Origin of the sequence: Mesorhizobium sp. L103C105A0 (assembly GCF_000502215.1) — a bacterium.
Classification (GTDB): Bacteria; Pseudomonadota; Alphaproteobacteria; order Rhizobiales; family Rhizobiaceae; genus Mesorhizobium.
Genome location: NZ_AYXF01000010.1, coordinates 1 through 12,791, shown reverse-complemented (window position 1 = coordinate 12,791; position 12,791 = coordinate 1). Strand labels below are relative to the sequence as shown.

Here is a 12,791-nt window from a genome sequence, read left to right as displayed (position 1 = left end):
CGGATTCACGCCAAAGGTCTATCCCGTGGCGCAGGCAATTGTCGGTTCTGACATGAGGCCCGCTCTTTCAAAAAAATGAAACTAGCACTAGAATTTTCATTTTCCGCATACTCCAGGTGAAGCCTTGCCCACACCGTTTTCCGTTCCGATCTGGCAGAAGCCGCAGACCGCATCCGCCTTCCAGTTGCTCGTCACTGCGCCGGTCGACGTTGCCATCGTCGGCGGCGGCTTCATGGGCCTGTCGACCGCCTTGCACGCAGCCCGGCTCGGTCTCGGTGTACAGGTGCTGGAGGCCGGCGAGATCGGCCAGGGTGCCTCGGGCCTCAATGGCGGCCAGGTCATTCCCGGCCTGAAATATGATCCCGAATGGCTGCTCGAGCATTTCGGTCCCGAGCGCGGCCAGGCATTGGTCGATTTCGCCGCCTCCACGGCGGACGCGGTGTTCGACCTCATCCAAGACGAAAAGCTGGCGGTGCCGTTCACGCGCAATGGCTGGATCCAGGCCGCGCATACCGAAACCGCATTGAAAGCGGCGGCGAACAGGGATCGTCAATGGCGGGCGCGTGGCGCCGATGTCCGGCTTCTGAATGAAAGCGAGATCGCCGCTATGACCGGCGCGCAAGGCTATCTCGGCGGCTGGCTCGACCGCCGCGCCGGCATCATCGATCCGCTCGCCTATACAGTGGAACTGGCGCGCATCGCTGCCGCCGCCGGCGCCAGCATTGCCGAGCGGCAGAAGGTGGTGAAACTCCGCAAGGAGGCCGGCCTTTGGCATGTTTCAAGCGAAAACGGCGCCGAGGTGCGGGCGAAAGCGGTTGTCCTGGCGACGAACGCCTATACCGATGGACTGCTTCCGGGCCTCGCCGAAACGATCGTGCCGCTGCATTCCTTCCAGGTCGCCACCGCGCCGCTGTCATCCAACCTTGCGGCGACGATCCTGCCGGAAGGGCAGGCGGTGTCCGACTCCAGGCGCATTCTCGTCTACTACCGCAAAACAGCCGACGGCCATCTGGTGCTTGGCGGCCGCGGCCGCATGGCGCGGCCGAGGAGCGAGGCCGACTGGGCGCATCTGCAGCACGCGCTGGTGCGGCTCTATCCGGCCTTGGCCCATATCTCGATCGAGAAACGCTGGTTCGGTCGTGTGGCGATGACACCGGATCACCTGCCGCACATCCATGAGCCGGAAAAGGGCCTGCTCGCCGTGGTTGGTTGCCAGGGCAGGGGCGTCGGCCTGATGACCGCGCTGGGAAAACGCATGGCGGGCTACCTCGCGGGCGGCGATGTCAATCAATTGCCGTTCCCGCTGTCGCCGGTCCGGCCGATCCCGTTCCACGCCTTCCGCCAGGTCGGCGTCGCCGCGACCATCGCCTGGTACCGGATGCTCGACGCCTTCGAGCGCTGATTGGGCGCCGGTCGCCTAGGCCTCGTGGATTCAGCTTGACAGTTTCACAAATATGAAAAAAGCTAAGCCGATTTCATATTTCCGTTGAGCAGTCCGATGTCGAGCATCGTTGCAACAGAAGCGCCGGCAGGGTCGTCCCGAGGCTTCCGCTTCGCCATGTTGCTGCCGGGCGGGCTCGTCACCTTCTTCCTGATCCTGTTTGCCCTCGGCCTGGTGCTGTTCCTCGCCTTGCGCGGCAATGACGGCTCGCTGCTCGGCGCTGGCTTCACGGCAGGCAACTTCATCACCGTGGTCTCCGATCCGCTCTACTGGACGGTGACGCTGCGCTCGCTGGTGATCGCCGGCCTGGTGACGCTGGCAACCGTCGTCACCGCCTATCCCGTCGCTTACTATCTCGCCTTCCATGCCGGCCGCCGCCGCAGCCTGCTTTTGTTTCTGGTGACCCTGCCATTCTGGACCAGCTATCTCCTGCGCGTCTTCGCCTGGAAGATCGTGCTCGCCTACAATGGCGTGCTGAACTCGGCGCTGATCGAAAGCGGCATCTGGTCGGAACCGACGCTGGCCTTCCTCAACACGCCGGCCGCCGTCGTCGTTACGCTGGCGCATGCCTATGCGCCCTTCGCCATCCTGCCGATCTATGTGGCGCTGGACACCATCCCGAAATCGCTGCTCGAAGCCGCCTCCGATCTCGGCGCCAGACCGTTCACGGCGTTTCGCCGCGTCGTCTTGCCCAATTCGATGCCGGGCGTTCTGGCGGCCGCCCTCGTCGTCTTTGTGCCGACGGTCGGCGACTATGTCACCCCGGCCATGGTCGGCGGTCCCGCCAGTACCATGATCGGCACATTGATCCAGTCGCAGTTCGGCAAGGCCAATGACTGGTCGTTCGGGGCGGCACTTTCAGTCTGCGTCATGCTCGTCATTCTCTGCGTGGTGCTGGTCGCACGTGGCGCCGACCGCAGATTCGGCAGCCGCACATGAGCGCGGCGCGGAGAGATGATGGCCGCGGCTGGCTCGGCGTCTATGTGTGTGCCTATCTCGTCTTCCTCTATATGCCGGTGCTGTTGATCCCGCTGTTTTCCTTCAACAACTCCATCCAGGCCGCGTTTCCGCTGCAGGGCTTCACGCTCGAATGGTATGCCACGCTCTATGGCAATCCGGCGCTGTCCGGCGCGCTTTTGAACAGTCTCGTCATTGGGGTCGTGGCCGCCGCCGGCGCCACGCTCTGCGGCATCACGGTGTCCTACATGGATCTCTATGGCCGCTCGCCGCTCGCCGCCACCATCAGCGCCATCTCCAGGCTGCCGATCCTGATCCCCGGCGTCATCGTCGGCATATCGTTGCTGATCCTCGTCAATCTCATCGGCCTCGGCCCGTCGCGCATCGCCATCGTTCTCGGCCACATACTGGTGGCGCTGCCGACCACCGTGGTGATCATGCGCAGCCGGTTTGCCGCAATTCCGAAAACCATTCGCGAGGCCGCACTCGATCTCGGCGCTTCCGACTGGACGACCTTCCGGCGGGTGATGTTGCCGCTCTCGCTGCCGGCCATCGTCTCGGCCTTCATGCTGGCCTTTCTGATTTCCTTCGACGAGTTCATCGTCGTCTTCTTCCTCGCCGGCACCGAGCCGACGCTGCCGCTCTACATCTGGAGCCAACTGCGTTTTCCTCGCTCGCTGCCGACCGTGATGGCGCTGGGGACAGCTATCCTTGCTGTGTCCGTCATCATCGCCGGCATCGCCGAAATCCTGCGCCATCGCGGGCTGAGCACAGCCCGTNCGGCGCCCACCAGTCCAGCCTGAACCATAACAAAAGAGGAGAACCGAAATGGCATTCGACCCGAAATCAATTACTGGGCTGAAATCGATCACTGGCCCGAAATCGATCACTGCAAAGACAGCCCGCACCGGGCTTGCCGCGCTTGCAATCGTCCTGTCGTCGACTGTCGCCTTCGCCGCCGACAAGCTGCAATATTTCACCTGGTCCGGCTATGAACTGCCAGACTTCAACAAGAGCTTCCTGACGGCCCATCCCGATGGCGTCGAGGCCTCGATCTTCGGCGACGACGACGATGCCTTCACCAAGGTCAAGGCCGGCTTCCGCCCCGATATCGCCCATCCCTGCTACGACAAGGTGGCGCGCTGGAACAAGGAAGGCCTGCTGCAGCCGATCGATACCAAGCGCATCAAGAACTGGGATTCGATCTTCCCGGTGTTCAAGAACCTGCCCGACATCCAGGCCGGCGACGGCAAGGTCTGGATGGTGCCGTGGGATTGGGGCAACACCTCGATCCTCTACCGCACCGATCTGGTGAAGAACCCGGAAGCGAGCTGGAACCTTCTGTGGGACAAGCAATATGCCGGCCGCATGGCGACCATCGATGCCGTGCATGACACGCCGATCGTTGCAGCACTTCTGGCCGGCGTAAACCCCTTCGATATGACGCCGGAGCAGATGGACAAGGTGGCGGAAAAATTGCGCGAGCAGCGTCCGCTGCTCTCCAACTACACCACCGACATGACCTCGGTCGAACAGGCGCTGGCCAGCGGCCAGCTGGTCGCCGCCATGACCTGGAACGCGTCGGCAACCTCGCTGAAGAAGCAGGGCGTGCCGGTCGAGTTCATGAAGCCGAAGGAGGGCATGCTGACCTGGGCCTGCGGCTTCGTCATGCTCAAGGACGCCAAAAACGTCGACCTCGCCTATGACTTCATCAACAGTCGGCTCGACGCCGACTCGGGTAAGTACCTGATCCAGGCCTACGGCTATGGCAGCTCGCTGAGCACCGCCTTCGCCGGCGTGGCGAAGGACGAACTGGACAAGCTGCAATTGCCGGCGGACCCGGAGGTGATGCTGAAGACCACCATCTTCACCGGCCCGATGGAGCAGAACGACGATGTGGCGAAGATGTTCGAGAAAGTGAAGGCGGGCGGCTGAGGGATCCATCGCCGACGGTTGCGCTGCCCCTCACCTGCCTGCCGGCATCCTCTCCCCGTATAGTGACGGGGAGAGGGGCGCTGTCACCAGCGATTTCGCAAATCGCAAACGTTGCAGAAATGGCGCCGAGTTTGCGACCAGCCGCTTTCTCCCCGTCACTATACGGGGAGAAATGTCCGGCAGGACAATGAGGGGCAGCGCCGACGGCAGGTAATTGTGACTAATCTCCTGAAGCCCGCGGGTCTTGCCGCCGCGCCAAAGACTGCAACAAGGACCAACTGATGGACATGCTTGAAGCGAAACCAAAGGCCGACGCCGACATTCGCGTCGGCCGGCGCGTGCGGGCGCTGCGGCTGGAGCGCAATTTGTCGTTGGCCGAGCTGGCAGCAAAAGCCGGCGTCTCCATCGGTGCGCTGAGCCAGATCGAGCGCGGCCTGTCTTCGCTGCGCGTCAAGGTGATCTGGCCGCTTGCGGCCGCGCTCGACATCGAGCCTTCGGCGCTGATCACCGACGGCAACGAAGCCGCCAACGATCTCTATTGCGTGCGCGCCGACAAAAGGCGGCAGCTCCCGGTCAAGTCGGAAGGCATCGCCAAGGCGCTGCTGTCGCCGCCGGGCGCGGCGCTGACCGGCCTCTTGGTGACCGTGGAAGCCGATGGCGGCACGGCGGAAGCCTATGCGCATATCGGTCACGAGTTCGGCTATGTCCTGTCGGGCGAGGTCGAACTGGTGGTGGACTCGACAAAATACGTGCTGAAGAGCGGCGACTCCTTTGCCTTCAAGAGCACGCTTCTGCACGCCTTCCGCAATCCCGGCACCGAGCCTTGCCAGATCCTCTGGGTCAACACCACCAAGCCGTCCGAGGTTCGCGATGGCGCCTGATGCGCTGGTACGCCTGGACACGGTCTCGAAGGTTTTCCCCGGCGGCATTGTCGGGCTCGACGCCGTCGATCTCGACATTATCAGCGGCGAGTTCATCACCCTGCTCGGGCCCTCGGGCTGCGGCAAGACCACCAGCCTGCGCGTCATTGCCGGTTTCGAGAGCCCGTCGAGCGGCAAGGTGCTGCTTGACGGCCGCGACATCACCGCGCTCAGGCCGTTCGACCGTCCCGTCAACACCGTGTTCCAGGATTATGCGCTGTTCCCGCATATGAACGTCGCCGAGAATGTCGGCTTCGGCCTGTCGCTGCGCAAACTGTCCGGCGCCGAGCAGGCAAAGCGCGTCCGCGAAGCCCTCGACATGGTCGGCCTCGCCGACAAGCTCGGCGCCCGCGTTTCCGAACTGTCGGGTGGCCAGCGCCAGCGCGTCGCGCTCGCCCGAGCCATAGTCTGCGAGCCGCGCGTTCTGTTGCTCGATGAACCGCTGTCGGCGCTCGATGCGCATCTGCGCGAACAGATGCAGGTCGAACTGAAGCGGCTGCAGTCGCGGCTCGGCACCACCTTCGTCATGGTCACCCACGACCAGACCGAAGCGCTGTCGATCTCCGACCGCATCGTCGTCATGAACAAGGGCCGCATCGAGCAGATCGCGCCGCCGGCTACGCTTTACGACCGGCCGGCGACGAAATTCGTCGCAAGCTTCATCGGCACCATGAACCTCTTGCAATCGCGCTTCATCGGCCGCGACGGCGACCGCCTGCGCTTCGCCGCTGGCGGGCTTTCGCTGGAAGCAACATCTGAAACCGGCGACACACCCGGCGAAGGCACTGAGCGCACCATCGGCGTTCGCCCCGAGGACTTGCTGGCCACCACCGATGCCGCCGCCGGCACCGCGCCGGCGCGCGTCAACTCCATCGTCTTCCACGGCCGCACGCTGCGGCTGCATGCTGAGCTGGGGCAGGGATTGCCGGTGGTGATCGATGCGCCGCGCCAGGCCGAGGGCTTTCAATTCAGCGTCGGCGACGTGGCGCATATCAGCCTGCGCCGTGGTGCCAACTGCCCTATGCTGCCAAGCTGATCCAACCCAATCCCTTCATCGACGGTTGGATTTAACCTGCTGTGAAGATCGCCAAGGTGGAATTAAGTGTGAATTGACTCGCAAAGGAACATATTCCTACTTTGCGGGATGCCCGAACTAAGCACCCGACCGCGCCGAAATGTGCAAACCCTCTGCTTGGCGCATGAAGTCGGGCAGCTAATTCGTGTTCGATGTCGGAACTGCAACATCACTCGACACTATCTGCCTGGCGATCTCGCAAAGCTGGTTGGTGATATCCCCTTTTGGGATGTGGAGCGGCACATGCGGTGCGAGCGCTGCAAAGGTCGTGAGCTCGATGCAGGCATCATTCTGCCAAGCGCTGCTGAACGCCTTAAAATTCGCGTCAGACGTCTTGTCGAAATCCGCATGGTTCGCCGGGTAATCTGGCGAGACGACGATTGAGGAGAGCCGATTTCGGGCTAAAACAGAGACCCTTGGGCCGGGGCCTGTGGTGGGAACTTGATCTGTGTGGCTGGCTTCTCAACGATCACCAACGCGTCGTTGGGCGCCGTCCGCTGCAGATGCCGTGCTTCCGACCATGGCGCCGTCAGCCAAGCCTCGGTTTCCTCCGGCGTGGTGAGGATCACGGGCATAGCCTTCTCATGTATCGGCGCAATGAGAGCATTAGGCTTGGTGGTCATGAAGGCGTATAGCTCGAAGTCGCCGGGACCGTCCTTGACCTTTCGCACGCCCTGCCAAGACGTCCAGAAACCAGCGAAGAAGAACAGCGGCCGGCTCTCGCCACGGGCAAACCAGTAATTTCGCTGGATTCCTGTTTCCGGGTCTTTATCGTTCGCCGCAGGGCTGGGCTCGGCAAAGCTGGTCACCGGCACGACACATCTGTGCTCGACGCCCACATATTGCTGCCAGTGCGAATATTGCGGATTGCGAACGTTGGTGGTGCCGTAGTCGGCCTTACCTTTCATGCGCTCGGGCGGCGTTGGCAACCCCCAAAGCAGTTTCGCCAGTTCACGCTCCCCATCCGTCCTGTTGCGAACGACAAGCCCAGGTTGATTGGGATAGACATCAAGCGAAGGTTCGAGGTTGCCGCTGATATCGCGCAATGTGCGGGTCCATTGGCGGACCGCCTCTTGCGTCGTCGTGATGTTGTAGAGGTTGCACATGCACCCAGCATTGCGGAATTGGCTTTTGTCTGCAACCGAAGTCGCTGTCCGACGCCGCCGCAATCGTCGTCACACAGCCGCGCTATATCATCGTCCTGACACACCTTGTCAGCTGTCGTGCGGGTAAAGGTGGCGGGCCGGCAAGCGCTTACCTACTTCAAACCAGTCTGAACAGGAGGAACACACATGACCATCGCGGATGTTGCCAAGGATTTCACTGAAATGCTCCAGCAGGGGGATCACCTGGGTGCTGGTGAAAAGTACAATGCCGATGATATCGTCAGCCTCGAAGCCATGGAGGGGCCGATGGCCATCGCCCGTGGCAAGGAGGCTCTCAGGCAAAAGGGCGAATGGTGGCAAGACAACCACGAAGTCCATGGCGGCTCTGTCGAAGGCCCCTATGTCAACGGCGACCAGTTCGCGGTGCGCTTCAAGTTCGACATAACGCCCAAGGCGACCGGCGAACGGGTCACCATGGACGAGGTTGGCCTGTACACGGTCAAGAACGGCAAGATCACCGAAGAGCGCTTCTACTACTGAGCCCGGGTGCCGTAGGGTTCCGGCGCACTTCGCTGCACGACCCAAAAACCAGGCGGCCGGGACAAAGTCCTGGCCGCAGTGGGAAAAGCTCAAATGGTCTTCACATAGTGCGCCAACTGATCGGCCACCGTGCCCCAGCCGTCGAAGAACCCCCATCTCTTCATGATTGTTGCGGGTAGCCTCGTCGCGATGGATGGCCGTTGCCGTGTAGCGCGTGCCCTTGTCATCTGACTGAAGCGAAATGACTGCGGTGATGAAGGGCTCGCCGGAGGGCCGATAGCCCGGCAGCAGCGCATCGGTCCACACCAGCCGCTCGTTCGGCACGATCTCGAGATAGCAGCAATGGCGGTCGTTGACCTCCTTGCCGTCGGGCGATTGCATGCGCGTCCGGAACAGTCCGCCCGGACGAAGGTCGATCTCGCAATCGGTGATCAGCCAGGGCTTGGGCGTGAACCATTGCTTGACATGCTCCGGCACCGTCATCGCGCTCCACAAGAGTTCGCGCGGCGCGTCGAGCTTGCGCTCCAGCACAAGGTCCAGTCTGGGGTCAGGCTTGAAGGGATAGCTCACTTTTCTGGCTCCTTGAGGCTCATCACATAGGCGTCGAATTGATCGAGTCGGCGCTCCCACAGCGTGCGCTGTTCGGCCAGCCAGTTTTCGGCGAGCTGCAGCGGTTCGGGCGCCAGCTGATAGGTCCTGGTGCGGCCGATTTTTCCCGATCGCACCAGACCGCAGCCTTCCAGCACTTTCAGATGCTCGATGAAGGAAGGCAGCGCCATCTCGAAAGGCTGCGCCAACTCGCTGACCGAGGCCGGACTGCGGTTCAACCGCTCGACCACGCGCCGCCGCGTCGGGTCAGCCAGCGCGCGGAAGATGCCGTCGATCGGCGGGAGACTTGTAGTTGGGGCGTGGAGGCTTGGCATGGGCGATCCTGAGGTCTGTCGACGCGGTGCAGCAGATACTTAGGAAATTTCCTTAGTATTGGCAACCTCTAAAAAAGCGCCGCTAGCGATTGGGACGCTGGCAAAGCGGGGAGGGCGGTTTTAGGCTGTCTGAGGATTCGACTGTCAGTCGAGGGAAGCGCGTTTTGACGATCACCATGTACGGCATCACCACCTGCGACACGATCCGCAAGGCGCGCACCTGGCTGGAGGGCCATGCTGTGCCCTACCGCTTTCACGACTACCGGGCCGAGGGGATAGAGGCGGGCAGACTGGACGGGTGGGTCGGCAAGGTTGGCTGGGAAAAGCTGCTCAACAAGGGCAGCACCACATTTCGCGAACTGCCGGACAAGGACAAGCAAGGGCTCGACGAGAAGAAGGCCAGGAAGCTGATGCTGGCCAACCCGACGATGATCAAGCGCCCGGTGCTCGAGGTCGGGGATGAGATTTTGGTTGGCTTCAAGCCGGAGGCTTATGAAGGGGTGGTGAAGTAGCGTCGCCTCGCTTCGTCATCCTGTGGCGAAGCTAGGTTCGAAGCGACGCAGCGCAGACCATGGGATCCTGTCGGTCTCCTTCCCACCCCAAACATAGCATGGGAACAACACACAGGATCCTCGGGTCAGCCCGAGGATGACGAACGCGTGGAGGGCGATCGCTAATTGTGAAGGCTTTCGCTTGCGGCGTATGCAGCGGTTCGCTGTCTCTCAACCCGTCCCGCGCAAATACCCCGCCAACGCCACCGCATTGTTATGCGCCTCGTCATGCGCGCCATAAAGCAGCGTCACCTTGGCCTTGCCGAGCAAGCCACGCAGTTTCGCCACCGCTTCTCTATTCCCATCCAGCTCGACCGAATACCGCACCTGAAACTCCGCCCATCGCGCCGGCTCATGTCCGAACCACCTCCGCAATTCATCGCTCGGCGCGATCTCCTTCAGCCACAGCGTCAGCGCGGCATCCTCCTTGCTGATGCCGCGCGGCCAGATGCGATCGACCAGCACCCGCTGCCCGTCATCGGGCGCGGGTGCTTCGTAAATTCGCTTGACCGTCAGGTCGAAACCCATCCGCCCTCCGCGAGCTTACGCCCACTCGCCCTTGCGCATCACCGGCACCTTGCGGCCATCCTTGTGCACGCCGTCTATGTCGATCTTGTCCGAGCCGATCATCCAGTCGATGTGGATAAAACTCTTGTTGCCGCCGCGCTGGGCGATTTCGTCCTGGCTGAGCGAGGCGCCGTCGACGAAGCATTTTGAATAGCACTGCCCGAGCGCGATGTGGCAGGCGGCGTTCTCGTCGAACAGCGTGTTGAAGAACAGCAGGCCGCTGGCCGAGATCGGCGAGGAATGCGGCACCAGCGCCACCTCGCCGAGCCGGCGCGAACCCTCGTCGGTGTCGAGCACTTTCTTCAGCACGTCCTCGCCCTTCGAAGCCTTGGCCTCGACGATCCTGCCCTCTTCGAAACGCACCGAGATATCGTCGATCAGCGTGCCCTGGTAGGACAGCGGCTTGGTCGAGGATACACGGCCGGAGACGCGCCGTGCATGCGGCGTGGTGAAGACCTCCTCGGTCGGGATGTTCGGATTGCAGGTGACGCCGTTCTTGGCAGTCGAGGCGCCGCCCATCCATTCATGGCCATCGGCCAGCCCGACGGTGAGGTCGGTGCCCGGGCCGCTGAAATGCAGATCATGGAAATTGTGCTCGTTCAGCCACTTTGTGCGGCCGCGCAGCGCTGCATTGTGCGCCGTCCAGTTTGCGATCGGGTCTTCCACATCGACCCGTGATGCCGAAAAGATCGCATCGGCGAGCTTCACCACGGCGACATCGTCGGCATCGCCGGGGAAGACCTGTTTTGCCCAGGCGAGATCCGGGTAGGCGACGATGTTCCAGTTGATGTCGAAGCCGGTGATCTTTTCCAGCGCCGGCTGGTAGGCCATCGAGTTCGCCTTGTTGGCGCGCGCCACTTTCGCCGGGTCCTGCGCCGACAACAGCGACGGGTCCTCGCCGCGCACGGCAAGCCGCGCCGCATTGTTGGAAAAGGCCTTCGCCATGCCTTCATACATCCAGCCGGCGGCGCGGTCGAAGCCGGCATCCGCCCCGTAGCGGAAGCGCGCCAGCGTGATCTCGTCATCGTTGAAGATCGGCGTTACCAGCCCGGCGCCCGCCTTGTAAGCGTGCTCGACGATGCGCCTGGTCAGCGGCAGGGCTGCGGTCGACGAGGTCAGCACCAGATCCTGCCCCGGCTGCAATTGCAGCCCGACCTTGATGGCGACTTCCGCCAGCCTGTCGAGCTTCACCGGGTCGATCGTTGCGGAAACGCCGCGCGAATGTGTGGTCATGATCCTGCCTGTCTTGGTCTTGGGGGTGAAGCTTCCAACATAGATCGGCGCGGCTGTGCTTTCCAGCACTGTCGCGACGGACAGCCCTAGGCAGCGCTTTCCAGCGCGCTGAACTGCGCCACGGTCGCCGCGATTTCCTCGCGGATCCAGATCTTGAAATCGCGCACCTTGCGGCTTTCGGTCTTGGTCGCCGAGGTCACCAGCCAGTAGCCGAGGCCGCTCTGCGCCCGCACGCCGAAAGGCGCGACGAGGCGGCCGTCGGCCAGCGCATCGGCGGCCAGCAATTGCCAGCCGAGCATGACGCCGTGGCCCGCGATTGCCGATTCCAGGCACAACATCGGGTCGGTGAAGCGCGCGCCCTTGCGAAAAGTGACCGGCTCGGCCCCGGCAGCCTTGAACCAGCTCTCCCAGTTGATCATCGCCCGCTCGTCGGTGATGGCGCAGGTCTGCGCCAGGTCTTCGATCGACTTCAGTTTCTTGGCGATCACCGGCGCGCAGACCGGAAAGACTTCCTGCGCCAACAAAAGTTCCGCCCGGCCGCCCGGCCATTTGCCGTCGCCAAGCCGGATGGCGATGTCGATGTCGGAACGTTCGAGATCGGCGAGGCGCACCGAGGCGTCGATGCGCAGCAGCACGTTGGGATGGCGATCGAAATGCCGCGACAATCGCGGCAGCAGCCATTTCGAAGCGAAGGCCGGCGCCACCGAAACCACCAGCGTGCATTGGCTTGCCTCGTCGGCCAGCGCCACCGCCTGCGCCAGCTCGCGAAAACCGGCGCCCAGCCGGGCGGAAAAAACCGTGCCGAACTCGGTCAGCACCAGCCCGCTCGCCGTTCGTTCAAACAGCGCCTGTCCAAGCTGCTTTTCGGTGCGGTTGATCTGCTGGCTGACGGCGCTGACGGAGACGTTGAGCTCGCCGGCAGCGGCCGCCAGCGAGCCGAGGCGGGCGACGGTTTCGACGGCGCGCAAGCCGTTGAGATGGACGCGGTTCAGCATAGCCATTCCAGTTTTTCTAAACCGGCGCGGCCGAAATCTCAATTGAAAGACGGCGAGACAGGGCAGATTCTAGCGGGACAGTCAGACCGAGGAGGTGAGGATGGTGACGATCGTATCATTGCTCAAAGTCTTTGCCGGCTACACGCGGCGGCGCCATGACGGCGATGTCCTCAATTGGGTGACCGATCCGCTGTCGCATCCCGTGCTCGACACCATGTCGGAGCGCGAACTCGCCGACATGCCGTTTCGCCTGACGGCGCGCCGCACTGCATACGAGACGGCGCAAGCAGGCTGCCGCTGAAATCGCGGACGCGGTAACTGGGAAGGCGATACCGTCGGCGCCAGCGCTGCCCCTCATTGCCCTGCCGGGCATTTCTCCCCGTAAGGGGAGAAAGGTCGCCGGCGCCGAAGGTTTTGCCAATTACCAGCCCTGCAGGCAAGGGCGCCGAGGCACACGGTTAACTGTCCAGCCGATAGATGGGTAACACTTTGAACCGGATACATAGGTGACACTTCTCTCCCCCTATGCGTCCGCCGCAGCGCCAAGC

At 62.7% G+C, this 12,791-nt stretch carries 14 protein-coding genes and 1 pseudogene; 9 read left to right on the top strand and 6 right to left on the bottom strand.

Annotated features, from left to right (window positions below):
• The first annotated feature begins 124 nt into the window (after positions 1–124).
• From X727_RS142300 to X727_RS142325, 6 genes are all read left to right on the top strand, one after another.
• Positions 125–1,402, top strand: a complete 1,278-nt coding sequence (locus X727_RS142300) for an FAD-dependent oxidoreductase (protein ID WP_023745521.1) — start codon at positions 125–127, stop codon at positions 1,400–1,402.
• Positions 1,403–1,498: 96 nt separating this feature from the next.
• Positions 1,499–2,380, top strand: coding sequence for an ABC transporter permease (locus X727_RS142305; protein WP_023834826.1), 882 nt, complete (start codon positions 1,499–1,501; stop codon positions 2,378–2,380).
• Positions 2,377–3,201 carry an ABC transporter permease gene (locus X727_RS142310; RefSeq protein ID WP_023834825.1) on the top strand — a complete coding sequence of 275 codons (825 nt, stop codon included), beginning with the start codon at positions 2,377–2,379 and terminating at the stop codon, positions 3,199–3,201. The genes X727_RS142305 and X727_RS142310 overlap by 4 nt, the downstream gene beginning before the upstream one ends.
• 25 nt (positions 3,202–3,226) lie before the next feature.
• Positions 3,227–4,333 (top strand): ABC transporter substrate-binding protein, encoded by a 1,107-nt coding sequence (locus tag X727_RS142315; protein ID WP_023834824.1) that lies wholly within the window; start codon positions 3,227–3,229, stop codon positions 4,331–4,333.
• A gap of 281 nt (positions 4,334–4,614) precedes the next feature.
• Positions 4,615–5,214: a cupin domain-containing protein gene (locus tag X727_RS142320; RefSeq protein ID WP_023684396.1), complete on the top strand. Its 600-nt coding sequence runs from the start codon at positions 4,615–4,617 to the stop codon at positions 5,212–5,214.
• Positions 5,204–6,289 (top strand): ABC transporter ATP-binding protein, encoded by a 1,086-nt coding sequence (locus X727_RS142325; protein ID WP_023687090.1) that lies wholly within the window; start codon positions 5,204–5,206, stop codon positions 6,287–6,289. Before X727_RS142320 ends, X727_RS142325 begins: the two co-directional genes overlap by 11 nt.
• Before the next feature lie 440 nt (positions 6,290–6,729).
• On the opposite strand, the gene X727_RS142330 is transcribed toward X727_RS142325, so the two are convergent.
• Positions 6,730–7,434, bottom strand: coding sequence for an SOS response-associated peptidase (locus X727_RS142330; RefSeq protein ID WP_023834823.1), 705 nt, complete (start codon positions 7,432–7,434; stop codon positions 6,730–6,732).
• A 186-nt stretch (positions 7,435–7,620) separates the two neighbouring features.
• Here X727_RS142330 and X727_RS142335 point away from each other — a divergent pair, with 186 nt between their 5' ends.
• Positions 7,621–7,974 (top strand): nuclear transport factor 2 family protein, encoded by a 354-nt coding sequence (locus X727_RS142335; RefSeq protein WP_023834822.1) that lies wholly within the window; start codon positions 7,621–7,623, stop codon positions 7,972–7,974.
• Between the two features lie 89 nt (positions 7,975–8,063).
• Here X727_RS142335 and X727_RS1000000166910 read toward each other — a convergent pair.
• Both X727_RS1000000166910 and X727_RS142340 read right to left on the bottom strand, forming a co-directional pair.
• Positions 8,064–8,544, bottom strand: a pseudogene (locus X727_RS1000000166910) (SRPBCC family protein).
• The gene (locus X727_RS142340) at positions 8,541–8,897 is read right to left on the bottom strand and encodes a metalloregulator ArsR/SmtB family transcription factor (protein WP_023834821.1); all 357 of its coding nucleotides are present in this window, start codon (positions 8,895–8,897) and stop codon (positions 8,541–8,543) included. Before X727_RS142340 ends, X727_RS1000000166910 begins: the two are co-directional and overlap by 4 nt.
• 164 nt (positions 8,898–9,061) lie before the next feature.
• Here X727_RS142340 and X727_RS142345 point away from each other — a divergent pair, with 164 nt between their 5' ends.
• Positions 9,062–9,409 carry an ArsC family reductase gene (locus X727_RS142345; protein WP_023709906.1) on the top strand — a complete coding sequence of 116 codons (348 nt, stop codon included), beginning with the start codon at positions 9,062–9,064 and terminating at the stop codon, positions 9,407–9,409.
• 210 nt (positions 9,410–9,619) lie between these two features.
• Here X727_RS142345 and X727_RS142350 read toward each other — a convergent pair whose 3' ends face one another.
• From X727_RS142350 to X727_RS142360, 3 genes are all read right to left on the bottom strand, one after another.
• On the bottom strand, positions 9,620–9,976 hold the full coding sequence (locus X727_RS142350) for a DUF488 domain-containing protein (protein WP_023834820.1): 357 nt from the start codon (positions 9,974–9,976) through the stop codon (positions 9,620–9,622).
• A 15-nt stretch (positions 9,977–9,991) separates the two neighbouring features.
• Positions 9,992–11,248 (bottom strand): aminopeptidase, encoded by a 1,257-nt coding sequence (locus tag X727_RS142355; protein ID WP_031204566.1) that lies wholly within the window; start codon positions 11,246–11,248, stop codon positions 9,992–9,994.
• Between the two features lie 86 nt (positions 11,249–11,334).
• Positions 11,335–12,249 (bottom strand): LysR substrate-binding domain-containing protein, encoded by a 915-nt coding sequence (locus X727_RS142360; protein ID WP_023716127.1) that lies wholly within the window; start codon positions 12,247–12,249, stop codon positions 11,335–11,337.
• Between the two features lie 94 nt (positions 12,250–12,343).
• Between X727_RS142360 and X727_RS142365 the strand changes: the two genes are divergently transcribed.
• The gene (locus tag X727_RS142365) at positions 12,344–12,544 is read left to right on the top strand and encodes a hypothetical protein (RefSeq protein ID WP_023834818.1); all 201 of its coding nucleotides are present in this window, start codon (positions 12,344–12,346) and stop codon (positions 12,542–12,544) included.
• The last annotated feature ends 247 nt before the right edge of the window (positions 12,545–12,791 follow it).

Coding starts and splice junctions, on each gene's coding strand:
- X727_RS142305 (WP_023834826.1), top strand. CDS start 1,499: ATGTCGAGCATCGTTGCAACAGAAGCGCCGGCAGGGTCGTCCCGAGGC.
- X727_RS142315 (WP_023834824.1), top strand. CDS start 3,227: ATGGCATTCGACCCGAAATCAATTACTGGGCTGAAATCGATCACTGGC.
- X727_RS142320 (WP_023684396.1), top strand. CDS start 4,615: ATGGACATGCTTGAAGCGAAACCAAAGGCCGACGCCGACATTCGCGTC.
- X727_RS142325 (WP_023687090.1), top strand. CDS start 5,204: ATGGCGCCTGATGCGCTGGTACGCCTGGACACGGTCTCGAAGGTTTTC.
- X727_RS142330 (WP_023834823.1), bottom strand. CDS start 7,434: ATGTGCAACCTCTACAACATCACGACGACGCAAGAGGCGGTCCGCCAA.
- X727_RS142335 (WP_023834822.1), top strand. CDS start 7,621: ATGACCATCGCGGATGTTGCCAAGGATTTCACTGAAATGCTCCAGCAG.
- X727_RS142340 (WP_023834821.1), bottom strand. CDS start 8,897: ATGCCAAGCCTCCACGCCCCAACTACAAGTCTCCCGCCGATCGACGGC.
- X727_RS142350 (WP_023834820.1), bottom strand. CDS start 9,976: ATGGGTTTCGACCTGACGGTCAAGCGAATTTACGAAGCACCCGCGCCC.
- X727_RS142355 (WP_031204566.1), bottom strand. CDS start 11,248: ATGACCACACATTCGCGCGGCGTTTCCGCAACGATCGACCCGGTGAAG.
- X727_RS142360 (WP_023716127.1), bottom strand. CDS start 12,249: ATGGCTATGCTGAACCGCGTCCATCTCAACGGCTTGCGCGCCGTCGAA.
- X727_RS142365 (WP_023834818.1), top strand. CDS start 12,344: ATGGTGACGATCGTATCATTGCTCAAAGTCTTTGCCGGCTACACGCGG.